Below are 19,840 nucleotides of genomic sequence, written 5' to 3' on the forward strand. Positions count from 1 at the left end.
TTTCTTACATCTTCAATTTATCCTGAACAATTCTCGCTTGTCGTAAGAATCGCTGACGTTCTTTACTTGCCATAGTATTATTCATACCTGGCAATTTCACTTTCATTGGGTTAACCGCAACGCCATTGATATGAAATTCATAGTGTAAATGCGGACCGGTTGAACGCCCGGTATTACCTGATAATGCGATGCGTTGCCCTTTCTTTACTGTTTGCCCCGGTTTAACTAATGAGCGACTTAAATGCATATAAACAGTTTGATACTCACGCCCGTGTCGTAACATTACATAACGTCCTGCACCACCTGCCTGATAAGATACCTTCACCACTACGCCATCTGCTGGCGCAATAATTGGTGTACCAATCGGCATTGAAAAATCGACGCCTTTATGTGGTGCAATACGCCCTGTTACCGGATTTTTTCGACGTGGATTAAAATGCGAAGAAATTCTATATTGACGCTGTGTCGGATAACGAGAAAAACCTTTACCCAAAGTTTCACCGTGATTATTGTAATAACGTCCATTCTCTGCTTGAATAGCATAATAACTCTTGCCTCGGCTGATAATATGAATTCCCATCACATTTCCTTGACCGGTCAATTTATTATTCAAATATTCACGATTAACCAAAATAGCGTAACGATCACCTTTTTGTAATTTGGTTAAACTAATTTGCCACTGTAAGGCATTAATCAGCTGATAAATTTGTTTGGAATCTAAACCGTTTGCACGCAAATGGTTATACAAATTACCTTCAATATCCCCCTTTAGTACTTCTTCTTTCCAAATACTTTGCTTTTGGATAACTTGCATCGTAAATTGACCATCTGCCTGCCGCTCATAAATACGCTCCTCTTTTCGAGAAACTAACCAGTTTAAATATTGTAAATCGCCATCCTTAGACAAAATCCAATAAAGCTGTTGCCCAGTTTGTAGTTTTTTCAAAGTCGGATCTAACTGATACAACTCATTGACGGTATCTACCTCTAAACCGCTCGATCCCAATATATCAGCTAGAGTATCACCGTCTGCTACAGTCGCACCGAATTGATTGGTAATACTAAGCGCCTGTCCAGCTGCATTGAGAAGTTCATTAAGTGCATCTTTCGCATCTTGTGGCAACTCATCATCACTAAAAAAGGTATCATCCGATAACTGATCATCAAAATTTTCATCACTATCTGTATCTGTCGCATTAGTATCATTACTCTGTGTAGTCTGATTGTTTTCTATTTGATTACTATCACTATTTTTCCATTTTAATCGAGCTTTATTTTGCTCATCAGCAGTAGATGTTTTAGTTTCAACCATTTCTTTCAATAGCGGCTCATCCGTACTACTCATTGGTTTAGTTTGATGCAATAAAAAATAAAGTATTGATGTAAAACAGAGAATCGCAACACTAGCAAGTAGTGCTCTAATTATTATTTTTCGCTTTAAACGATCTCTGGCTAATTTAATATGTTGCATTTTAATTAACTCAAATAACTAACTCATATAATCTATTTTGAATTGAAATAAGACATAATATTAACGGAAAAATTCCCCCTTTTTAGGAACATATTTCATTAAATGCATAAATCTTAAACATTATCTAAAAATTTATTTGATCCCCTACAGGATTTGCATAAAATACAGACCGATTTTTAGAAAGGTACCGTTATTATGCACACTTCACAACCGCCCCTAGTTGAATTAAAAAATATTTCAGTTGAGTTTAATAACAAAATTGTATTGCAAGATGTTTCGTTATCAATTCAACCACGATCCATCACTACTATCGTTGGGCCGAACGGCGGTGGAAAATCTACTTTGCTTAAAGTTTTGTTAAAACTGATTATGCCTAAGAGTGGATCTGTCCACTATGCTGCCAATACCAAAATTGGTTATGTACCACAAAAAATACATTGGGATAACTCATTCCCTATTACAGTAAAAAAATTTCTTTCACTTAAACCGAAAACAACGAAACAGGATATTGAAAAGGTACTACAATTGCTTTCTATCACCCGTTTGGGGGAACAAAGTATGCAAAAATTATCCGGTGGAGAAATGCAACGTGTTCTATTGGCGCGCGCTATCTTGAACAAACCTAATCTATTGGTATTGGATGAGCCAACTCAAGGTGTTGATATTATTGGGCAAAATGAACTTTACCAGTTAATTAATCAAATGAGGGAACGATTTGATTGTGCTGTACTAATGGTTTCTCACGATCTACATTTAGTGATGGCAAAAACCGATCACGTACTCTGCATCAATCATCATATCTGTTGTGAGGGTACGCCGGACTCCATCAGTGCTCATCCGAATTTTATTGACTTTTTTAACAATCAGAATGAACAGAATGTTGCTATTTATACGCACCATCATAATCATAAACACAATCTACACGGTGATGTCTGCTGTTCTGGCGAACATCATTCTGCTGATTGCCAACATCAACATTAAGGTTAATTATGTTTGAAATTATTTTTCCTGCTTGGATAACCGGCATTATTTTATCTTTAATCACAGCCCCACTCGGTGCTTTTGTTGTTTGGCGGAAAATGGCTTATTTTGGAGACACCCTGTCACATTCCGCATTACTCGGTATTGCTTTGGGCATCGCTTTTAATTTTAATCCTTATATCGCCATTCTTTTACTGATTATTTTATTAGCGCTTATTCTGGTTTGGTTAGAAAACAACACCCATTTTGCTGCTGATACCTTGCTCGGTATTATTGCTCACACTTCTCTTTCATTAGGTGTAGTTACTATTGGCTTAATTGGCGGCGTCAGAGTCGATTTAATGAATTATCTGTTCGGCGATCTGCTCGCCATTACTTATCAAGATTTACTCTGGATAGGTATTGGCGTTATTTTAGTATTGAGTATTCTATGTTACTTCTGGCAAGCATTGATTTCTGCCACAGTAAACCCGGAATTAGCGCAAATTGAAGGGATTGATGTCAAAAAAGGACGCATTGTGTTAATGTTGCTAACTGCCATTACGATTGCATTAAGTATGAAATTTGTCGGCGCATTAATTATTACCTCTCTACTGATTATTCCTGCTGCTACTGCTCGCCGTTTTTCCCGCACACCGGAAAGTATGGCAATTATTGCCGTGGTAATCAGTATGATTGCAGTAACCGGAGGATTACTACTCTCGGCATTTTATGATACAGCTGCCGGTCCATCTGTGGTGATTTGTTCTGCTTTACTATTTGTTTTATCATTATTCAAAAAACAACAGGAGTAGCTATGAGCAAACTTTTAGAAGATCGTAATGATATTGAACTACTGGTTAATCGCTTTTATGATTCGCTTTTAGCCGATGAAAGAATTGGATATATGTTCGCTCATCTACGCGGAAAACATTGGCAAACCCATTTAGAAAAAATGTATCGATTTTGGGAAAGTAATATTTTTGATATGGAAAGTTATCAAGGAAATCCAATGTTGGCACATATCAAAATACACAACCGCCAGCCAATGAGCGAAGAGATGTTCGCTATTTGGCTATCTCACTGGCAAAATACGGTAAATCAGCTCTTCTACGGAGAAAAAGCTGAAAAAGCCCTTTTTCGAGCGGCAACAATTAAAGATTTGATGCAACAACGTGTACTCACTGATGAGCTACCAATGTTTATGCAGAAAATCAGACCAATTCGAGGTTAATAATGAGCTATTGTGATTATGTTAATCAATTAGCGGAGGATGAAGATCCATTTAATAAATCATATCACGATCATCGTTATGGTTTTCCGATTGAAGATGATAATGAGCTGTTTGCCCGTTTAGTAATGGAAATTAATCAAGCAGGGCTTAGCTGGACGTTGATCTTAAAGAAAGAACAGGGCTTTCGACTTGCTTATGACCAATTCAATATCGCAAAAGTGGCTAACTATAATGATGAAGATCGCCAACGCTTATTGAATAATCCGGATATTATTCGCAATCGTCTTAAAATTAATGCCGCTATTTATAATGCCAAACAAATCTTACAACTACAGCAACAATTCGGTTCATTTAAAACGTGGCTTGATCATCACTATCCCCAAACACTCCCCGAATGGGTTAAACTGTTTAAAAAACAGTTTAAATTTGTTGGCGGAGAAATTGTTAATGAATTTCTTATGAGTACTGGTTACTTACCGAACGCTCACGATAAAACCTGCCCGATTTATCAAAAAATTCTACAAACAAATGTGAAATGGAAAGAATAATGTTGACTTAATTCGATAATTAATATTTATTTATATAAAAAGCCTTGCATATGATCTGACCCCGAAAAGTTAGACTGTTATTTTAAGGACTGAATTCTGTATTGAACAGGGCTCAGTCCATTTAATTTTAATTGTATTCTTTCCTCATTGTAATAACGAACATATTCTTTGATAACAGATTCAAGTTCTTCAATGCTTTCGAAAGTTTTGCCATAAAAACATTCCACTTTCATCCGACCAAAGAAACTCTCCATCGCGGCATTATCTAAACAATTGCCTTTCCTTGACATACTCTGCACAATATGATGCTCAGCTAATAACTGTTGATAACTTGCCATTTGATACTGAATACCTTGGTCTGAATGTAATATCGGTGAGTCACCCTCAGCCAACCGAGCAATCGCTTGTAACACCATCTGTTTTACTCATCTACCATCTGGATGACGACTACATTGATAAGCAATCAATTCATTGTTATAGCAATCCAATATCGGGGAAAAATAGAGTTTATCGCCTTTCACCTTAAACTCAGTAATATCGGTCAACCATTTCTGGTGCGGAACGGTGGCGTGGAAGTCTCGTTGTAAGTGATTCGGGGCGATGTTACCCACTTCCCCACGATAAGAATAATATTTACGTTGTCTTTTCCCTTTTACCTGCAATCCCATCACTTGGATTAATCGTTGTACCCGTTTATGGTTGGTCCCCTCGCCTAATTGTTTGGTGACTCGGCGATAGCCATAATGTGGATTCTGTTGTTTGATAGCAAGAATTTGGGCACATAAGGAAGCGTTGTCATCCCTTGTCTTATCTTTACCATGTAAATGATAAAAGAAAGTACTTCTGGCTAAGTTGGCATACCGTAACAGTAAGTCTAACGGATAGTCTGCACTTAATTCTTGGACGGCGTTGGCTTTTTCCTCATTTTTTCTCGGTCTAATTGCTGACACTTTTTTAGGTAAGCATTCTCCGTTTCTAATTCTAGAATTCTTAAGCGTAAGCGCTCTTCTTCTGTTTTCGGTGGCGGTGGCATTTTGGCATAGCGTGTTTTTTTCATCGCAGGTCGTCCTTTGGGTTTTGGGTGTAATCCTTCTATACCGCATTGTTGAAAGCTTTTCAACCATTGGCTAATAGCACCCGAATTAGCAATTCCAAACTGTAAACAGGCTTGGTCAGCTGTCATATCTCTGTTTTGAATCGTTTGTATAACGTGATATTTAAACTCTGGGGTGTAGGTTCGTTTGGTATGCAGCACGGCTAAGCCATTTATACCTGAATGTTGATATTGGGCAATCCAACGCCTTAATGTGCGTTTAGACACGGTAAATGTACGACAGGTTAAAGAAAGACTTTCCTCGTGTTGAAAGTAGAAATCTACCACTTGTTGTTTAAATGTTTGGTTATATTTAGTCATAAAAAATCTGCACCTCTGTATGTTGTTGGATAATAAGTCCAACTTTTGGGGTGCAGATCATAACAAGGCTTTATCTTTATTTTGAAATATAGTGATATGTTATGAAATACGAAGATTTTACCTACTCAATTGTATCAACAAAACTAAAATAAACTAAATCAATAATATAAATTAAAATACATTAAAAAATACCGTCATTCATACCGTCAACAAAGATTAATTGGTTTAAATCACAGTTATACTAGTAAAATCATATTAATTTTATTTGCCCGTTATTTGATAATATCTACCATACAAAGATATGGATTCCATCGTTTTACTACCGCCTAAAAGCAGTTGGTAAATTACTGTGTATTTCATCGTACACTTACCATAAAGGCAACATATGACATAAACCCGCATTAGAAAAGGCTTGATCTATGTTTTTTATTCCGATTACATAGCGCAATTATGCTATGTAAATTATCTCAATAACTGCTGCTCTACTTCAGCACTGCTTCCTTGTAATTTAGTATTTCACAATTAATAGGGAAATTACTTTTAAAGTCCTTTAAAGGTTTTATCCAATCTCAATTGGATAACCACCTTTTCCTGTGAATTCAAAAGTTTTTTGATGATGTGGCCATAATACCCCTTCGGAAGATGGTATCAAAGAATCTGCCTCTAAGTAGGTATCACGATCATCTCTACTACCCTCACTAATGAAATCATCGCTATATGTCAATGTCGCCACTTGCCAACCTCGTTTTAATAATTGATCTTCCGGGTTTGATTGAGCGTAAGAAGTAAGTAATTCTACAGCACGCTTATCATCAATACCAACATCACTTGGGCTAGGTTTAATAGTTATGCCATAAGTTGGATATAGCGTGTAACTTAACTTAATGCCCTGATCAAGCTTGTCATAAATGACATCAAGTCGTTCATCTTTGATATTTCTCCCATCTTCACACTCATAAATTCTATAATGGTTGATATTCTCATCAATTTCTTGAGCGTAATAATTTACCACTTTGACTCGTTCCATTTCTGTTAAATTAGGTGCGTAGATTTCATTTTTTGTAGATGGCAATAACTTAAGTTGTTTCATAAATTCTGAGGCAGTGGCGGCATTAATTACGGCAAAACGCTCTTTATTTTGGACATCATAATCAATAGGTTCAATAAAAAAGCGGTATTTTGTGAAAAATGCACCATTTTCTAGATAGAAACGTATCTCATTTTCTCCAATATTAAACTGCTGATTATCCGCAGCTAAAGTGATTTCTGTAACACTAGATGAAACTAAAATTTTAGGATTTTGATTAATTTGATAGGCTGTATCAACGCTTAGCCCAGTAAGTTTGATTCGGTAATTGGCGCTGTATCTTATCGTTTCTACAGGATTATCATTCTCTAACAGAGACATGACAGCTGACCAAGCCTGTTTACAGTTTGGAATTGCTAATTCGGGTGCTATTAGCCAATGGTTGAAAAGCTTTCAACAATGCGGTATAGAAGGATTACACCCAAAACCCAAAGGACGACCTGCGATGAAAAAAACACGCTATGCCAAAATGCCACCGCCACAGAAAACAGAAGAAGAACGCTTACGCTTAAGAATTCTAGAATTAGAAACGGAGAATGCCTACCTAAAAAAGTGTCAGCAATTAGACCGAGAAAAAATGAGGAAAAAGCCAACGCCGTCCAAGAATTAAGAGCAGACTATCCGTTAGACTTACTGTTACGGTATGCCAACTTAGCCAGAAGTACTTTCTTTTATCATTTACATGGTAAAGATAAGACTAAGGATAACAACGCTTCATTATGCGCCCAAATTCTTGCTATCAAACAACAGAATCCACATTATGGCTATCGCCGAGTCACCAAACAATTAGGCGAGGGGATCAACCATAAACGGGTGCAACGATTAATCCAAGTGATGGGATTGCAGGTAAAAGAGAAAAGACAACGTAAATATTATTCTTATCGTGGGGAAGTGGGTAACATCGCCCCGAATCACTTACAACGAGACTTCCACGCCACCGTTCCGCACCAGAAATGGTTGACCGATATTACTGAGTTTAAGGTGAAGGGCGATAAACTCTATTTTTCTCCGATATTGGATTGCTATAACAATGAATTGATTGCTTACCAATGTAGTCGTCATCCAGATGGTAGATGAGTAAAACAGATGGTGTTACAAGCGATTGCTCGGTTAGCTGAGGGGGACTCCCCGATATTACATTCAGACCAAGGTATTCAGTATCAAATGGCAAGTTATCAACAGTTATTAGCTGAGCACAATATTGTGCAGAGTATGTCAAGGAAAGGCAATTGTTTAGATAATGCCGCGATGGAGAGTTTCTTTGGTCGGATGAAAGTGGAATGTTTTTATGGCAAAACTTTCGAAAGCATTGAAGAACTTGAATCTGTTATCAAAGAATATGTTCGTTATTACAATGAGGAAAGAATACAATTAAAATTAAATGGACTGAGCCCTGTTCAATACAGAATTCAGTCCTTAAAATAGCAGTCCAACTTTTCGGGGTCAGATCATCCTGCGATGGCATTATAGTTTTGCTGAATGTATACCCAAACAATGAGCCATACATTCGGATCTTTTTCAGGCATTTTCATTCCTCAGCCTCCTTTTGGCATAGTAGACAAAATTGTTGCTGATCTATCAAAAACTATGCCATGTGGACAATTTTGTTGCTAATATTTATTTTTCAAAATATTAGCAACTCTTTTTATTTAAAAAATCCTTTATAAACATAATCTTATGCTATTTTGTTAAGCCATTATGATTATTTAATTGACGTTTTAGATGTTTAAATAATCCTTCAATCCTATTTGTCGTCTTTTCAATATTTATTTCAGTATACTTTTCAAAATAGAATAAATAATTCATATACCATTTTAAACTGGCATAAGCGCCTCTTATGTTTCGATGCTTATATGGGAAATAGCCTTTTTCATTCGCTTTTTCACTTCGTTCTTTTAAAAAAATCTCGTGCTTTAAATACCATGTATGTAAGCGAAGATAAAATTCATTTTTTGTACTTTCTGTTATTGTTTTAGTGATAATTTTTAATTCCTTACCTGCTGATGATTGATGTTTTTTTCTTAATTTTCTCATTACAATAGCTATCATATGAAATTGACACATCTGTACCGGAGTATTAAAAAGATCTTTCATTAATCCTCTTCTCCCATCACAAGTAATAGCTTGAATTATATAGCCTTTTTCTCTTAGTCGATTTAATGCTAATTTGTAATAAATATCCTTTTCTGTTCGTATAAAGTGATAACAAACTACCTTATTTGTTTTTGAATCCATCAGCACTAAAACACCAAAATAGCGACCAAAAAAGGTGGTATCCATAATAATGTTCAGGTATCGATTTTGAGGTAATTTTAAGGGTGTTTTGGGGGATTTATCTATATATCTTTGAATGGTTCTAACGGAACAATGATATTTAATTGCAAGTTGTTGATAAGTTTGTTTTCCACAAGTGTAATCAGACCAAATTTTTATTGGCTCTAATTTCTTTTTGAACGTAAATGTTTTATGGCATTGGTGACAAAAATAACGTTGAAAATTATTTAATTTGCCATGTTTCTTTATTTCTGCACTTTGGCAAAATGGGCAGTTTTTTATTCATATTTCAAAAAGAGGGCTTAAAGCCTTGTACTATAAGGCTTTAAGCCACTTTTTAGCAACAATTTTGTCTACTATGCCCTCCTTTTTTGAGGCAATAAAAAAACCCAGGCATTGCTGCCTAGGGTTAGAAAAAATATTTGTGTGTTTCAAGCGCGAAAAAACACACCATAGCTAACAATATATACTTTTAGTCCGGACAAATCAACTATACTTCTTATTTTTACGCAACAGCAAAATTAAATGGTTTGATATGATGTTCTCTTTTCTGTTTTAATTCCCACAAATCATAATCTGTCTGTAAAGACAACCATAATCTTGCTGTACTAATTCCCGCCTCCTCGAGTGCAATAGCTAAATTCGCTGTCATTGCAGTTTTACCATGCAATACTCTTGATAAAGTTTCACGAGAAAAACCAAGATGGGCTGCTAATTCAGACACTTTTATTTTGTTCGGTTCAATAAAACCATCTAATAATACTTCACCTGGATGTGCTGGTTTACGCATAAATACCTCCTTTAATGATAATCTTCGTAATTTAAAATATACGCATCACCATTAATAAATTCGAATGTAATGCGGTAATTTCCACTAACAGTCATTGAATATATTCCTTTTCTGTCACCTTTTAATTCGTGGCATTGATAAAATTGAATAAATTCTTCGACCGTATTAGCACGATCAACAAGAGATAAAATACCATTAATCTTTCGCACATGGTCTTGTCTCAATCCTTTTGTAATTCCTTTTTTGAAGAATTGTTCCAATCCTTTATGTTTAAAACTCTTAATCATATTTCATTCCTCTTTTATGTGATATAAATATATCACGCAATTCATCTACTACGCAAGAAAAACACACTTATTTTGGCTTAACTTACAAACCCATAATGATTTATGGGAGCTCAACCATAACCCCCGTTTTCAACAGAGTTTAAATAAAGTTAAAATTGCTCATCATCCATTAGCATTATCCATTTAACCTCCCCACGCTTGACAATCTCCTCGGTCAAGCGTAGGATTTAACACAGGTCTCAAAACCTAAAATCGGCGGTAATCCGCAACCGAAATCCAATGCGTTTTTTTTGTATCTAGAATTTGGTGTTTCTCCTTTTCTCAGCCAATTTTAGTAAACGAAAAACGGTATATTTACTCAATGTCGAGAGGGCGAGGAATACAATACCCGAAAGGGAAATAACTCCAGCCTGACCGAACAGGCTTTTGAGCCTCTCGACACCACTCTCAAAAGTGGAGTTAATCTCAAAATTAAAATCGGAGTTTACTATGTCAAATTTAACCATTCTCAACACATCTATTCGCACTTTAGATAATCTCTATTCTTTAACTGATTTTCATAAATCTAGCGGTTCAGAAGCTAAACATAAACCAGCTTTATTTTTATCAAATCAACAAACTAAAGATCTCATTTTAGAGATCGAAAATAGCAAAGTAGGATTTCCTACTTTGGCTGTTAAAACAATTCGAGGAGGCAAAAATCCTAGCACTTACGCTTGCCAAGAACTCGTTATCGCCTACGCTGCGTGGATAAGTGCAGCTTTTCATCTCAAAGTGATCCGTGCTTTTATGGCTCTCAACAGCATTGGCACACACCCCCAACAACTCGCTTTGCCTGAGCCTGAAAAAACATTCTCAACTGAACTCTCTGAGTATGAGCTACAAACTCTTGTCTGGTTATGGATTGCGATGTCTGAACAACAACAGCTAATCAAACACCTTAACCCAGCCTTACAACAACTCGGCTCTTCATTTGCACCTAAAGCACATTCACTTGTAGCGGAATTTAGTCCTGTTTTGGCAGACGCCAACCAACTCCTAAACAAACTCACTCAAGAAATCGCCTTTGAGCCACACAAAGATAACAACTGGACTCGCAGCCTACCAAGGCTAAGACAATTTGCGGATAAACAAAAACGACCACAACTCCGCAACAATTTTTAACCCTAATCCAACCGCACTTCGGTGCGGTTTTTAATAGCCGTAAAACCCTTGCTTGTTGCTAAATCTCACGCCATTCACCTCACCCCACGCCTCAACATAATCAATCAAACTGGCTAACCGTTTCACTCCCATTTGTGCCGTGCTTTCACGCAAATTAAGCACCTCTCCCTCCAGCCCGATTGCCATTTCTGCTTGCCCACCCGTTGCGATTTTGTGAGCGGACACCATAATCATTTTCCACGTTTCAATGTCACGTTTTTTCCCCTGAAACTCGCATTGTTTCGCAATATCGCCAAGCATTGCGTGAAGTTTTGCATTCTGTGCTAACGTGCGTGTTAAGGGCTTTATTTCCACCACGACGGGATTTTGTTCATCTAAAGTAAGGGAATGGATTACCCCAATGGCATTCGCTTGTATGCGTCTGTTACGCAAGAAAAAACGTTGTTTAGTTTCCATACCCACCACACTTCATCACAAAATCCAAACTTACTTGACGGGTAACAAAGCCTTGCATTGTCGGGTCGAACACTGCCACTGCCACCATTGAGCCTTTGTTGTTGCCTTTCACTTCTTCGCCAGTCAACGGATGAAGAAAACTAATGCGCCCACCGACAATATCAATGACCTCTGTTGCCTTTTCTTCAATCACCTTATACCACGCTGTTGATTTATCTGCCGGCAATAACATCACCACCAAAAAGCCCTGAGCCTTAAGCTCTGCCGCTCGTTTCACAAACGGCAACGGGTTGGAGTACGGCGGATTGACGAAAAATGAGAGAGTATGATCGGCAAAATCACACACTATTTCTAACGGATCAAACGCTAAAAAATCTTCTGCAACGCCGCCTTTGCCTATGTAAAAATTCCCCAAATAATTTTTTTCATCGGCGCAACCATCAATATCAAACTTAAAACGGCGGTGTAGCCAGTTGTACAAATAAATCGGGGTGCGGTAAGCGTCTTTGTCAAACTCCATTTCTTCTCCTAAAACTGTAATTCTGGACGATTAAAAAAGCGTTTTACCGCTTGTGGATTATGCGGCTTAAACGTGGTTTCTTTAGCGATAGTTCTTACAGGCTCAGGCAATTTCACACCGCTTTTTAAACGATTTGCCATTTCTTCTAAGGCTTTTTTAATCGCCTTATCCTCTTGCATCTCGGTGTGCGCTTTTTGCTGTGCGTCATTGGCAATTTTGGTAATCAACCAATATTCAGAGGTTGATATAAATTCAAAATTTTCAATGTTGTAAAAACCGCCGTTAGATCGGAATTTATTTAAGCGATATTTCAATTCCGCTTCATCAGGCAAACCTAAACGCTTACGTTCGCCTTGCTTGCAATAAGCAATAAATTCGCCAACACTAGGTAAGTAACCATTTTCTTTGGCTCTCACTGCTCTCATTCCGTCTTGTATTTGCTCAATGGTATTAATGCCGTTTTCAACAAAACCGTATATCCATTGCTTTTTTAGCGTATTTAATTGATCTTCGGTCATTGTTAATAACTTTGGACAACTTGCCGTAAGTTTTTTAAATAAATCATTCATAACAGATTCTATGAACTGTTTGCATTGTTCCGCATTTTTTCGTTGAACCGCAAAAGGAGCAATGGTTAATTTTGGGTTTAAATTATTCATTACAACATTACCCCTCTGGCGATTTCATCCTCTAATTCCTCACGCCATTTTGAATTATTATTGCGTTTATCAAAGCCGGCTATGCTTGTGTCAAAAGTCGATTTACGATTGTTACGCTTGATAATCAGCTGATCCCACTGTTCCCTAAGCTTTGTAGGCGAAAGAATATTAGTCTTCCAGAAGTCATCTTGATTTGCCCATTGGAATAAATCGCAAATATCGAAATGTGTTCTTCCATCACGTTCACGCATTAAACGGATTTCATTAGCCCATTTTTCAAAACCACCTTTAGGCTTAGCGTTTGGATCAAGCGTTGGTTTCAGTTTTTGGATTTTTTCAAAAATCCAATGCGCAGCCCTCATATCATCGTCAGAAAATTTAAACTTAGATTTTTTGCCATCACCGCCGTCCGAAATTTTTTCGGACGAAGAAATATGGTTAATTGACTGGTTAATAGAGTGACTAGTTCTGGGTGAAATATTTTCACTAGGGGTTGGTGAAATATTTTCACTAGGGTGGTGTAAATTTTTCACTACCCCTAGCGAATCATTTTCACTAGGTGGTGCAGAATTTTCACTATCTCGATCAAGGTGTAACACATATAAATTTGAGGTGTTACCCTCTGGCGTTTTGCGTGTTTTTTTCTCAACAAAGCCCGTTTCTATCAATGCCTCAATATGCGAGATCGCACTGCGGCGAGTAATCTCGCACTGATCTGCAATATGTTGATAAGAGGGGAAACAAACGCCGTTATCATTGGCATTATCCGCTAATTTCAGTAATACCAACTTACGAGTAGCATTCCCAACTTTACACTGCATTGCTTTAACCATTAATAACATACTCATAACATCAACTCCGTTGCATATTGTTCAGCAATAAAACGCATACCCTCAGCGGTAACTCGAGTTTGCGTATAGTTATGTCCGTGTTCAGCCGTTCCCGTTTTCACCGTAAAAAGTGGCTTAACTTTCTCAGTAGCGAATGGCAATAATTTTCCTGATTGGCGATATAACAAACGATCACTAATAAGACGATCGATCATTGCTTTTTCTGGCATTTTCAAAATCTTTGCCACTTCTCGCAGCGATTTACTTGTGCCGACTTCAACATAATGATCGACAAATGCGGCTTTTGGTTTTAGTTCTTTATTTTCTAAAGCTAATGTTTGATTTTGCTCCGCTAAATCTGCGGCTAAGCGCAAGGCTTCGGGTAATGTTTGGGGGATTTGGTGAGTTGGCTGTAATTCACCTTTAGTATAAGCATTAAATACTTGGTAAACCTTTACTTCAAACTCAGCATTGATCCAAGCAGCATATTTAAAAACTAACTCTCTACAAGCATAAGTACCTTGTTCAATACCACCTTTTATTGTTTTGATAGGCGATGTGCAAATTTGCATATCGGTTAAAGCTTGTACAAAATCAAGAGCAGATTTCGTTCTAAAAAATTGGGCAGGTGCGTGAATAGGATTTCCACCACTCGCACGATGTAAATCGTTTAGACAATATCGTCCTTGACCGTCTTGTCTAATTTCTGTATTATCAATTTTAATTAATTGGTTCATTTAACCTCCTAAACCACCGCTGCAACGGTGGTTTTTTATTACTCCATCTCATCAATCGCTTTTTTAGCTAAAGTGATTAATGCTTTCCTCTCTTCATCATCGCTATGCTTTTCTCTGACGACTAAACCTAGTTCATCTAAAAAAGCACAAAACTTATCGAGATGATCGGCTTTGAATCGACAAAGTGTGCTTGGATCTACCCCAATACTTTCTGCGATTTCTTTATCTGTTCTCTCAACAGATTTTCTTCTGATTAAATCCGCAATTCTCATTGCAGATTTGCTTAATTCATTGCGTGCCATTGCAGTTCCTTTTAATTACATTAACTTTGTTGATGCGGAAAAGGACGCAACTCTTCCCCTCGAACTGCATTACCTTTCTTATCAACAAACAAATAAATATTTCTCTGTGCTTGTATTGCTTTACTAATTGCAGCCTGAGTTACATTTAAATCTTTAGCAGTTTTCCACTGACCGTGCTTATTTGCATATTCAGAAAGTGAAATTCGTTTCATAGAACCTCGCTAGGGATAAATAAAAACATATATTACCGCAAATAATTTATTTGTAAATACTGACGGTTGTTTTACTTTTATAACCAACGGTTATAGGATTACTCAAAATAGGAGGACGTTATGTCTATATCAACAAAGAAAAAAGCACTTACAGAAGAACAAAAAAACGAATGTGCAGAACTGAAAAAAATTTTTGAACAAAAAAAAGCAGAATTAAATTTAAGCCAAGCTGAGGTGGCTGAATATTTTGGAATGAGCCAAAGTGCAATAAACCATTATTTAAATGGTATCAATGCCTTAAATGCTTATATTGCAACAAAATTTGCGAAACTGTTGAGAGTAACTGTTAGTACATTCAGCGAAAGACTAGCACTAGAGATCGCTGATATGGCAAAGTCTATCGACCAAGATCAAATTAATCTTTTAATGGCTGAACAAAACAGCAAAGATGAAAGAGTTGTTATTGACGTACTCAATGTAGAAGCCAGTGCTGGTAACGGTTCAACAGGCGATCTTGTTGAAGTGGTGAGCCGTCTTTATTACGTCCCTGAACAATATTACACGTTATTTAGAGGTATCAACCCTGACGGTATTAGAGTAATCAATATCAAAGGCGATTCAATGGCACCAACCTTCAATTCTGGCGATATGGTGTTTGTTAATATCAAAATTCAATCATTTGATGGTGATGGCGTTTATATTTTCAACTATAAAAATGCTTTATATATTAAGCGGTTACAACGTATAGGCGAGAAATTCCTTGTGTTATCTGATAACAAAACTTACAAAGAATGGGACATTGATGATGAAAACCAACTCTTTATTCAAGGGAAAGTGATCGTTCATCAAAGCCAAAAGTTGAATTTTATTGGGTAATGAGAAAATTCATATATTGATAGCTACTACAACATAATAAAATCAATGAATTTATCATAATGTAATATATGAGAAAAACTAAATATAATATTTTTACACATTTAATCCCTTATGCTAAATAAACTAAAAGAAATAAAACAAAGAGAAACTTCTGGTAGTGATACATTTAAAAATTATGATTATCAATACCACTGGGCAATTTATACTCTTTTAGAAACTTCAAGAAAAAACGAAGATATTGCTATTCTGATTGAATTTCATGAAGACGTTATTCTTATAGAAGATATATCTTCTGATAATAAATTTCATTTTTTTCAAATTAAAGCTCATGATAAACATTTAACTTTAAATGATATAATAAAGAAACAAAATAGTGAAAAGTCTATTCTTGATAAATTAACAATAGGAAAAGACTTTTTGGATGTTCTTGAAAAAATAAAATCCATTAAATTAGTTTCTGCAAACGGCTTTAATTTTTGTTCTAATGAAGTAAGTTTCCATCAATTAAAGGATGAAGATAAAAGAAAATTAGAAGAAAATTTATTATTGGAAATCGATAAAGATTCTTTCTTAGATCGACTTTATTTTGCTAAATCTAAGCTACCTAAAGATAGTTTTGATCAAACAGTTAAAGGTCTACTTTCTGATATTATTCAAGAGATTCATCCTGACAGAAAAACAAACATACAAGCAATCTATTTTGTTTTAAAAGATGATTTATATGATAAAGGAAAAGCTAAGCTACTTCCTGATAGCGATCTATTACAAGAAAAAGGAATGACTTTTGACACAGTAAAAAAAGTAATAGAACGTTATACAGATATAGAAGATTACGATCTAACATCAGCTCAACAATTACTTACTGATAGCTTATATGGTAGTGTTGAGAAATTGAAAATCAGTAGAGAATTATCTAAATACAGTACACACCATTTAAATTCTACAAGCATTCAATCCCAAATAAAATTAGATATATTGGATTCAAATATTCTCCATAAATTAGAATGTGCTGATAATAAAAAAATTATACAAATAATAGATAAATTCTCAGAAGACATATCCTCAAAGTATAGTATAATTACCGTTACAACTATTAAGGCTGGAGTGTTTTATGAATTATCAAGATATATTAGAGAAACAACGTAAATTAGCATCTTATCGAAAACTAATCCGTAACTTAAGAACAAGACCAGTTAAAAATGAAAAAATTAATAATAAAACAACTAACTATTCTCTCTAAGGATAAAAATGAAGGAAACCAATTCACTTTTACTAATGGTGTGAATTTTATTTTATCTAAAAATAATTCAGCAGGTAAAACAACGTTACTTAATTTGATATATAGTGTTTTAGGTTGTATGGTAAAATTTAAAGAAGAGTGGATAAATTCATTTATAAAATTAGATGTGTCAATAGAAGATAAAAGTTATACATTCTACAAAACGCCAAATGGCATTTATTATATAAAAGATGATAATTCTATAACAGAATATACTAATAACTCTGAATATCAAACAAGGATAGCTACAATTTTAGGGTATAGAATCTATTTAAAAGATCGTTCTGGCACACCTAAGATTGCTAGACCCGCTTATTTCTTTTTAACTAGCTATATTTCTCAAGTTAAAGGCTGGACTTCTTTTTTCCCACAGTCTTTTTCAAACTTGGGAGAGTTCCAAAGATTTCAAGTTGATTTGGTTGAACAATTTTGTAAAGTAAAAAGCAATCAAGAATTAGATAATGAGGAAGAAGTAAAAGAAATAACAAAAAATTTAACCAACAAATTCAATGAAAAAGGGGTATTATTATCAACTAGAGAAAGTCTTGAGTTAAATATAGGATCTAACCTGAAAGAGTTAGAAAGTTTAGTTGAAACTCATGAAAACAATTTAAATTTATTACAAGAAGAATTATCTGATCTAATAGTTGAACGGCAATTCCTACGTAATGAACTTGCATTTTCTGAATCAACAGCTAAAGAATTTGATGCAGACTACCAAGAAGCTAGAAAAAATACAAGCAAAATAGAATGTCCTTATTGTGGAACAATTCACTCCAATACAATTACTGAAAAATCAGAATTATTCTTTTTAAAAACTAAATTAGAAGACAATGTAGTTAATCAAAAGAATCAAATACAAAAAATAAATAATAGAATACATGAAATAGAAAAGGAAATATCAAATATTACAGGGCTTAGACATGAAATTTCATCAGCAATTAATGAGAATACAAAAAAATTCATAAAAAATATGGCTATTAATGGTATTTCTGAAATTCTAGTTAATATAGAACAAGATATTCTTGACTTAGAAGAAAGAAAAAATAGTATTATTGGAATTAAAAGAAAAAATGCAAAAAAATATAAACAACATAAAAGTTCAGTTAATGATTTTTTTGTTTCTAAGTTAAAACAATATGCTGACAAACTATCTATTACATTTAATAGTTATGATAATATAAAAAAAGTACGAGATTATAATAAAATATTAAATGCTGTAAAGGGTGGCGCAGCAGATAGTAACAGAGCAATTTTAGCATATTATTTAGCAATTTATAATACCGCTATTAAATATGATACTGAAATTTTACCTCCACTAGTTTTAGACACACCTAACCAAAATGACCAAGATAAATATAATTATGATTCTATTATAAATACTTTAATAGGAGAAAAGGAAAAACAAATAATTATATGTTTGATTGATAACACTCAGGTATCATCTATGGCAGATGTGAATAAAATTTATGTAAATAGACTTATGAAAAAACAAGATGATTTGGTAAACCATTTTAGATTAATAATCCAATAACATAACCGCCTTTATGGCGGTTTTCTTTTATCTAATCTTGCTTATTTCTCACAAAATCTTGCTTAATTTTAAAAAGTCTAGCTATATCAAAAAGATAAAAACCAAATCTAGCCTTGCTTATGCGTAACCATTGCTTAACCATTTTCGCAACGCCTCGAAATTTATCAGCTTCCTTGTTATTCATTATCTTTAATCTCCCCTCAACTTTTCTTGAAAAGTCAACTGTTCATTTGTCCATTGAACGAGTTCATTTGTTCATTTCTACCGTTCAATAATATCAACTTGATTAAAAATTAAGCAATTAAACGCCTTTCCAAAATTTTTATTTCCTTAAAACTCAAATACTTATAAAAAGTTATCGCAAATAATTTATTTTTATATAACTTGCAGTATTTACAATAAATAAAACCGCAGGTAATATACCCGCATCAAAACGAGATAACAACATCTCAATGTTCTTTAACAAATTGGCGTGGCAATGGCGGTAAGTGATCAACTGCGTTAAGTTGAGTAACCCCCGAGCAGAAAACTGTACTACGTGTTGAGAAATCAGAAACGAAGAGAGGCGTTTGGTAGGTCAAGGGCAGCACTGCTTACTAGCTTGAGTGCGAAATGCACGGTCGAAAGATTGCTACAACGGTTGGGGAAACAGGCGAACAAGCCCACGAACCGTTATCTAATGCCTGCTTAGTTAATGCATATTATCAGCATAATATGTTGTATTCTGAAAGGCGCTAAGTAGGCATTAGGAAACGCATTTAAGGCAACTATCCTCAATGTGTTTGCACTACCTAGCCTTGAGTGCGTTTCTATCCATATAACAACATATTGCCCTCTATGATCTGCACCCCAAAAGTTGGACTTATTATCCAACAGACAAAGGTGCAGATTTTTTATGACTAAATATAACCAAACATTTAAACAACAAGTGGTAGATTTCTACTTTCAACATGAGGAAAGTCTTTCTTTAACCTGTCGTACATTTACCGTGTCTAAACGCACATTAAGGCGTTGGATTGCCCAATATCAACATTCAGGTATAAAGGACTTAGCCGTGCTGCATACCAAACGGACCTATACCCCAGAGTTTAAATATCATGTCATACAAACGATTCAAAACAGAGATATGACAGTTGAACAAGCCTATTTATATTTTGGTATTGCTAATCCAAGTACCATTCACCAATGGTTGAAAAGCTTTCAACA

Annotated in this window: 26 protein-coding genes and 3 pseudogenes; 13 read left to right on the forward strand and 16 right to left on the reverse strand. The window is 35.3% G+C overall.

All coding sequences use genetic code 11. From position 1 onward, the window contains the following. Nucleotides 1-4 precede the first annotated feature (4 nt). Nucleotides 5-1,471 (reverse strand): murein DD-endopeptidase MepM, encoded by a 1,467-nt coding sequence (mepM, locus tag ACXPAV_RS04980; RefSeq protein WP_458004225.1) that lies wholly within the window; start codon nt 1,469-1,471, stop codon nt 5-7. Nucleotides 1,472-1,666: 195 nt separating this feature from the next. On the opposite strand from mepM, the gene znuC reads away from it, so the two are divergent. From znuC to ACXPAV_RS05000, 4 genes are read left to right on the forward strand one after another with little or no spacing between them, the layout of a single operon-like run. Next, nucleotides 1,667-2,452 carry a zinc ABC transporter ATP-binding protein ZnuC gene (gene znuC / locus ACXPAV_RS04985; protein ID WP_458004226.1) on the forward strand — a complete coding sequence of 262 codons (786 nt, stop codon included), beginning with the start codon at nt 1,667-1,669 and terminating at the stop codon, nt 2,450-2,452. An 8-nt stretch (nt 2,453-2,460) separates the two neighbouring features. Further along, on the forward strand, nt 2,461-3,246 hold the full coding sequence (znuB, locus tag ACXPAV_RS04990) for a zinc ABC transporter permease subunit ZnuB (protein ID WP_065231519.1): 786 nt from the start codon (nt 2,461-2,463) through the stop codon (nt 3,244-3,246). Between the two features lie 2 nt (nt 3,247-3,248). Continuing rightward, the gene (locus ACXPAV_RS04995; RefSeq protein ID WP_039135761.1) at nt 3,249-3,665 is read left to right on the forward strand and encodes a group III truncated hemoglobin; all 417 of its coding nucleotides are present in this window, start codon (nt 3,249-3,251) and stop codon (nt 3,663-3,665) included. A 2-nt stretch (nt 3,666-3,667) separates the two neighbouring features. Next, nucleotides 3,668-4,213, forward strand: a complete 546-nt coding sequence (locus ACXPAV_RS05000; RefSeq protein ID WP_458004227.1) for a DNA-3-methyladenine glycosylase I — start codon at nt 3,668-3,670, stop codon at nt 4,211-4,213. A 77-nt stretch (nt 4,214-4,290) separates the two neighbouring features. On the opposite strand, the gene ACXPAV_RS05005 is transcribed toward ACXPAV_RS05000, so the two are convergent. The 4 genes and pseudogenes from ACXPAV_RS05005 to ACXPAV_RS05020 form a co-directional block, all read right to left on the reverse strand. Next, nucleotides 4,291-4,629 carry an IS3 family transposase gene (locus ACXPAV_RS05005; RefSeq protein WP_094873525.1) on the reverse strand — a complete coding sequence of 113 codons (339 nt, stop codon included), beginning with the start codon at nt 4,627-4,629 and terminating at the stop codon, nt 4,291-4,293. 9 nt (nt 4,630-4,638) lie between these two features. Further along, nucleotides 4,639-5,337 (reverse strand): IS3 family transposase, encoded by a 699-nt coding sequence (locus ACXPAV_RS05010; RefSeq protein WP_458004228.1) that lies wholly within the window; start codon nt 5,335-5,337, stop codon nt 4,639-4,641. Next, nucleotides 5,334-5,627, reverse strand: a pseudogene (locus ACXPAV_RS05015) (helix-turn-helix domain-containing protein); the annotation flags it as partial. The gene ACXPAV_RS05010 and the pseudogene ACXPAV_RS05015, both read right to left, overlap by 4 nt. 559 nt (nt 5,628-6,186) lie before the next feature. Continuing rightward, nucleotides 6,187-7,035, reverse strand: a complete 849-nt coding sequence (locus tag ACXPAV_RS05020) for a hypothetical protein (RefSeq protein WP_458004229.1) — start codon at nt 7,033-7,035, stop codon at nt 6,187-6,189. On the opposite strand from ACXPAV_RS05020, the pseudogene ACXPAV_RS05025 reads away from it, so the two are divergent. The 3 genes and pseudogenes from ACXPAV_RS05025 to ACXPAV_RS05035 form a co-directional block, all read left to right on the forward strand. Next, nucleotides 7,034-7,099: pseudogene (locus ACXPAV_RS05025) on the forward strand (hypothetical protein); the annotation flags it as partial. The gene ACXPAV_RS05020 and the pseudogene ACXPAV_RS05025 sit on opposite strands and share 2 nt — an antisense overlap. A 14-nt stretch (nt 7,100-7,113) precedes the next feature. Beyond that, the gene (locus tag ACXPAV_RS05030; RefSeq protein WP_458004230.1) at nt 7,114-7,791 is read left to right on the forward strand and encodes an IS3 family transposase; all 678 of its coding nucleotides are present in this window, start codon (nt 7,114-7,116) and stop codon (nt 7,789-7,791) included. Nucleotides 7,792-7,800: 9 nt separating this feature from the next. Continuing rightward, entirely contained in the window at nt 7,801-8,139 is a 339-nt protein-coding gene (locus ACXPAV_RS05035; protein ID WP_080735399.1) for an IS3 family transposase, read from the forward strand. A gap of 255 nt (nt 8,140-8,394) precedes the next feature. Here ACXPAV_RS05035 and ACXPAV_RS05040 read toward each other — a convergent pair whose 3' ends face one another. The 3 genes from ACXPAV_RS05040 to ACXPAV_RS05050 form a co-directional block, all read right to left on the reverse strand. Continuing rightward, complete coding sequence (locus ACXPAV_RS05040) at nt 8,395-9,270, reverse strand: IS256 family transposase, variant Zn-binding type (protein WP_458004393.1); 876 nt, start codon at nt 9,268-9,270, stop codon at nt 8,395-8,397. A gap of 223 nt (nt 9,271-9,493) precedes the next feature. After that, nucleotides 9,494-9,778 (reverse strand): HigA family addiction module antitoxin, encoded by a 285-nt coding sequence (locus ACXPAV_RS05045; RefSeq protein WP_039093854.1) that lies wholly within the window; start codon nt 9,776-9,778, stop codon nt 9,494-9,496. Between the two features lie 11 nt (nt 9,779-9,789). Beyond that, entirely contained in the window at nt 9,790-10,065 is a 276-nt protein-coding gene (locus ACXPAV_RS05050; protein WP_013747140.1) for a type II toxin-antitoxin system RelE/ParE family toxin, read from the reverse strand. Between the two features lie 489 nt (nt 10,066-10,554). On the opposite strand from ACXPAV_RS05050, the gene ACXPAV_RS05055 reads away from it, so the two are divergent. Beyond that, nucleotides 10,555-11,229 (forward strand): P22AR C-terminal domain-containing protein, encoded by a 675-nt coding sequence (locus tag ACXPAV_RS05055; protein ID WP_458004231.1) that lies wholly within the window; start codon nt 10,555-10,557, stop codon nt 11,227-11,229. A gap of 30 nt (nt 11,230-11,259) precedes the next feature. Here ACXPAV_RS05055 and ACXPAV_RS05060 read toward each other — a convergent pair whose 3' ends face one another. From ACXPAV_RS05060 to ACXPAV_RS05090, 7 genes are read right to left on the reverse strand one after another with little or no spacing between them, the layout of a single operon-like run. Continuing rightward, on the reverse strand, nt 11,260-11,685 hold the full coding sequence (locus tag ACXPAV_RS05060; protein WP_458004232.1) for a recombination protein NinB: 426 nt from the start codon (nt 11,683-11,685) through the stop codon (nt 11,260-11,262). Further along, on the reverse strand, nt 11,675-12,205 hold the full coding sequence (locus ACXPAV_RS05065) for a DNA N-6-adenine-methyltransferase (RefSeq protein WP_458004233.1): 531 nt from the start codon (nt 12,203-12,205) through the stop codon (nt 11,675-11,677). The genes ACXPAV_RS05060 and ACXPAV_RS05065 overlap by 11 nt, the downstream gene beginning before the upstream one ends. An 8-nt stretch (nt 12,206-12,213) precedes the next feature. Then, nucleotides 12,214-12,864, reverse strand: a complete 651-nt coding sequence (locus ACXPAV_RS05070; protein WP_458004234.1) for a replication protein P — start codon at nt 12,862-12,864, stop codon at nt 12,214-12,216. After that, nucleotides 12,864-13,712, reverse strand: a complete 849-nt coding sequence (locus ACXPAV_RS05075; RefSeq protein ID WP_458004235.1) for a helix-turn-helix domain-containing protein — start codon at nt 13,710-13,712, stop codon at nt 12,864-12,866. The genes ACXPAV_RS05070 and ACXPAV_RS05075 overlap by 1 nt, the downstream gene beginning before the upstream one ends. Then, nucleotides 13,709-14,431 carry a phage antirepressor KilAC domain-containing protein gene (locus tag ACXPAV_RS05080; RefSeq protein ID WP_065233194.1) on the reverse strand — a complete coding sequence of 241 codons (723 nt, stop codon included), beginning with the start codon at nt 14,429-14,431 and terminating at the stop codon, nt 13,709-13,711. Before ACXPAV_RS05080 ends, ACXPAV_RS05075 begins: the two co-directional genes overlap by 4 nt. A gap of 38 nt (nt 14,432-14,469) precedes the next feature. After that, on the reverse strand, nt 14,470-14,733 hold the full coding sequence (locus tag ACXPAV_RS05085) for a CII family transcriptional regulator (protein ID WP_013747126.1): 264 nt from the start codon (nt 14,731-14,733) through the stop codon (nt 14,470-14,472). A 20-nt stretch (nt 14,734-14,753) separates the two neighbouring features. Continuing rightward, nucleotides 14,754-14,945 (reverse strand): Cro/CI family transcriptional regulator, encoded by a 192-nt coding sequence (locus ACXPAV_RS05090; protein WP_013747125.1) that lies wholly within the window; start codon nt 14,943-14,945, stop codon nt 14,754-14,756. A gap of 120 nt (nt 14,946-15,065) precedes the next feature. Here ACXPAV_RS05090 and ACXPAV_RS05095 point away from each other — a divergent pair, with 120 nt between their 5' ends. From ACXPAV_RS05095 to ACXPAV_RS05105, 3 genes are all read left to right on the forward strand, one after another. Next, nucleotides 15,066-15,821 (forward strand): LexA family transcriptional regulator, encoded by a 756-nt coding sequence (locus ACXPAV_RS05095; RefSeq protein WP_458004236.1) that lies wholly within the window; start codon nt 15,066-15,068, stop codon nt 15,819-15,821. 111 nt (nt 15,822-15,932) lie between these two features. Further along, nucleotides 15,933-16,967, forward strand: coding sequence for a dsDNA nuclease domain-containing protein (locus ACXPAV_RS05100; RefSeq protein ID WP_458004237.1), 1,035 nt, complete (start codon nt 15,933-15,935; stop codon nt 16,965-16,967). A 53-nt stretch (nt 16,968-17,020) separates the two neighbouring features. Continuing rightward, nucleotides 17,021-18,634 carry a hypothetical protein gene (locus tag ACXPAV_RS05105; protein ID WP_458004238.1) on the forward strand — a complete coding sequence of 538 codons (1,614 nt, stop codon included), beginning with the start codon at nt 17,021-17,023 and terminating at the stop codon, nt 18,632-18,634. 31 nt (nt 18,635-18,665) lie between these two features. On the opposite strand, the gene ACXPAV_RS05110 is transcribed toward ACXPAV_RS05105, so the two are convergent. Continuing rightward, nucleotides 18,666-18,818 carry a hypothetical protein gene (locus ACXPAV_RS05110; RefSeq protein ID WP_458004239.1) on the reverse strand — a complete coding sequence of 51 codons (153 nt, stop codon included), beginning with the start codon at nt 18,816-18,818 and terminating at the stop codon, nt 18,666-18,668. A gap of 428 nt (nt 18,819-19,246) precedes the next feature. On the opposite strand from ACXPAV_RS05110, the gene ACXPAV_RS05115 reads away from it, so the two are divergent. Beyond that, nucleotides 19,247-19,372 carry a hypothetical protein gene (locus ACXPAV_RS05115; protein ID WP_458004240.1) on the forward strand — a complete coding sequence of 42 codons (126 nt, stop codon included), beginning with the start codon at nt 19,247-19,249 and terminating at the stop codon, nt 19,370-19,372. 157 nt (nt 19,373-19,529) lie between these two features. Further along, nucleotides 19,530-19,823, forward strand: a pseudogene (locus tag ACXPAV_RS05120) (transposase); the annotation flags it as partial. Between the last annotated feature and the right edge of the window lie 17 nt (nt 19,824-19,840).

Source organism: Gallibacterium sp. ZY190522 (assembly GCF_054166015.1).

What these genes read in the sequence shown, in the direction of transcription:
- ACXPAV_RS05055 (WP_458004231.1), top strand. Translation starts at nt 10,555, where the DNA reads ATGTCAAATTTAACCATTCTCAACACATCTATTCGCACTTTAGATAAT.
- ACXPAV_RS04995 (WP_039135761.1), top strand. Translation starts at nt 3,249, where the DNA reads ATGAGCAAACTTTTAGAAGATCGTAATGATATTGAACTACTGGTTAAT.
- ACXPAV_RS05070 (WP_458004234.1), bottom strand. Translation starts at nt 12,864, where the DNA reads ATGAATAATTTAAACCCAAAATTAACCATTGCTCCTTTTGCGGTTCAA.
- ACXPAV_RS05005 (WP_094873525.1), bottom strand. Translation starts at nt 4,629, where the DNA reads ATGGTGTTACAAGCGATTGCTCGGTTGGCTGAGGGTGACTCACCGATA.
- ACXPAV_RS05065 (WP_458004233.1), bottom strand. Translation starts at nt 12,205, where the DNA reads ATGGAGTTTGACAAAGACGCTTACCGCACCCCGATTTATTTGTACAAC.
- ACXPAV_RS05100 (WP_458004237.1), top strand. Translation starts at nt 15,933, where the DNA reads ATGCTAAATAAACTAAAAGAAATAAAACAAAGAGAAACTTCTGGTAGT.
- ACXPAV_RS05050 (WP_013747140.1), bottom strand. Translation starts at nt 10,065, where the DNA reads ATGATTAAGAGTTTTAAACATAAAGGATTGGAACAATTCTTCAAAAAA.
- znuC (WP_458004226.1), top strand. Translation starts at nt 1,667, where the DNA reads ATGCACACTTCACAACCGCCCCTAGTTGAATTAAAAAATATTTCAGTT.
- ACXPAV_RS05010 (WP_458004228.1), bottom strand. Translation starts at nt 5,337, where the DNA reads ATGGTTGAAAAGCTTTCAACAATGCGGTATAGAAGGATTACACCCAAA.
- ACXPAV_RS05110 (WP_458004239.1), bottom strand. Translation starts at nt 18,818, where the DNA reads ATGAATAACAAGGAAGCTGATAAATTTCGAGGCGTTGCGAAAATGGTT.
- ACXPAV_RS05045 (WP_039093854.1), bottom strand. Translation starts at nt 9,778, where the DNA reads ATGCGTAAACCAGCACATCCAGGTGAAGTATTATTAGATGGTTTTATT.
- ACXPAV_RS05080 (WP_065233194.1), bottom strand. Translation starts at nt 14,431, where the DNA reads ATGAACCAATTAATTAAAATTGATAATACAGAAATTAGACAAGACGGT.
- ACXPAV_RS05095 (WP_458004236.1), top strand. Translation starts at nt 15,066, where the DNA reads ATGTCTATATCAACAAAGAAAAAAGCACTTACAGAAGAACAAAAAAAC.
- ACXPAV_RS05090 (WP_013747125.1), bottom strand. Translation starts at nt 14,945, where the DNA reads ATGAAACGAATTTCACTTTCTGAATATGCAAATAAGCACGGTCAGTGG.
- ACXPAV_RS05075 (WP_458004235.1), bottom strand. Translation starts at nt 13,712, where the DNA reads ATGAGTATGTTATTAATGGTTAAAGCAATGCAGTGTAAAGTTGGGAAT.
- ACXPAV_RS05020 (WP_458004229.1), bottom strand. Translation starts at nt 7,035, where the DNA reads ATGTCTCTGTTAGAGAATGATAATCCTGTAGAAACGATAAGATACAGC.
- ACXPAV_RS05060 (WP_458004232.1), bottom strand. Translation starts at nt 11,685, where the DNA reads ATGGAAACTAAACAACGTTTTTTCTTGCGTAACAGACGCATACAAGCG.
- ACXPAV_RS05105 (WP_458004238.1), top strand. Translation starts at nt 17,021, where the DNA reads ATGAAAAAATTAATAATAAAACAACTAACTATTCTCTCTAAGGATAAA.
- ACXPAV_RS05085 (WP_013747126.1), bottom strand. Translation starts at nt 14,733, where the DNA reads ATGGCACGCAATGAATTAAGCAAATCTGCAATGAGAATTGCGGATTTA.
- znuB (WP_065231519.1), top strand. Translation starts at nt 2,461, where the DNA reads ATGTTTGAAATTATTTTTCCTGCTTGGATAACCGGCATTATTTTATCT.
- ACXPAV_RS05000 (WP_458004227.1), top strand. Translation starts at nt 3,668, where the DNA reads ATGAGCTATTGTGATTATGTTAATCAATTAGCGGAGGATGAAGATCCA.
- mepM (WP_458004225.1), bottom strand. Translation starts at nt 1,471, where the DNA reads ATGCAACATATTAAATTAGCCAGAGATCGTTTAAAGCGAAAAATAATA.
- ACXPAV_RS05115 (WP_458004240.1), top strand. Translation starts at nt 19,247, where the DNA reads ATGCACGGTCGAAAGATTGCTACAACGGTTGGGGAAACAGGCGAACAA.
- ACXPAV_RS05035 (WP_080735399.1), top strand. Translation starts at nt 7,801, where the DNA reads ATGGTGTTACAAGCGATTGCTCGGTTAGCTGAGGGGGACTCCCCGATA.
- ACXPAV_RS05030 (WP_458004230.1), top strand. Translation starts at nt 7,114, where the DNA reads ATGCGGTATAGAAGGATTACACCCAAAACCCAAAGGACGACCTGCGAT.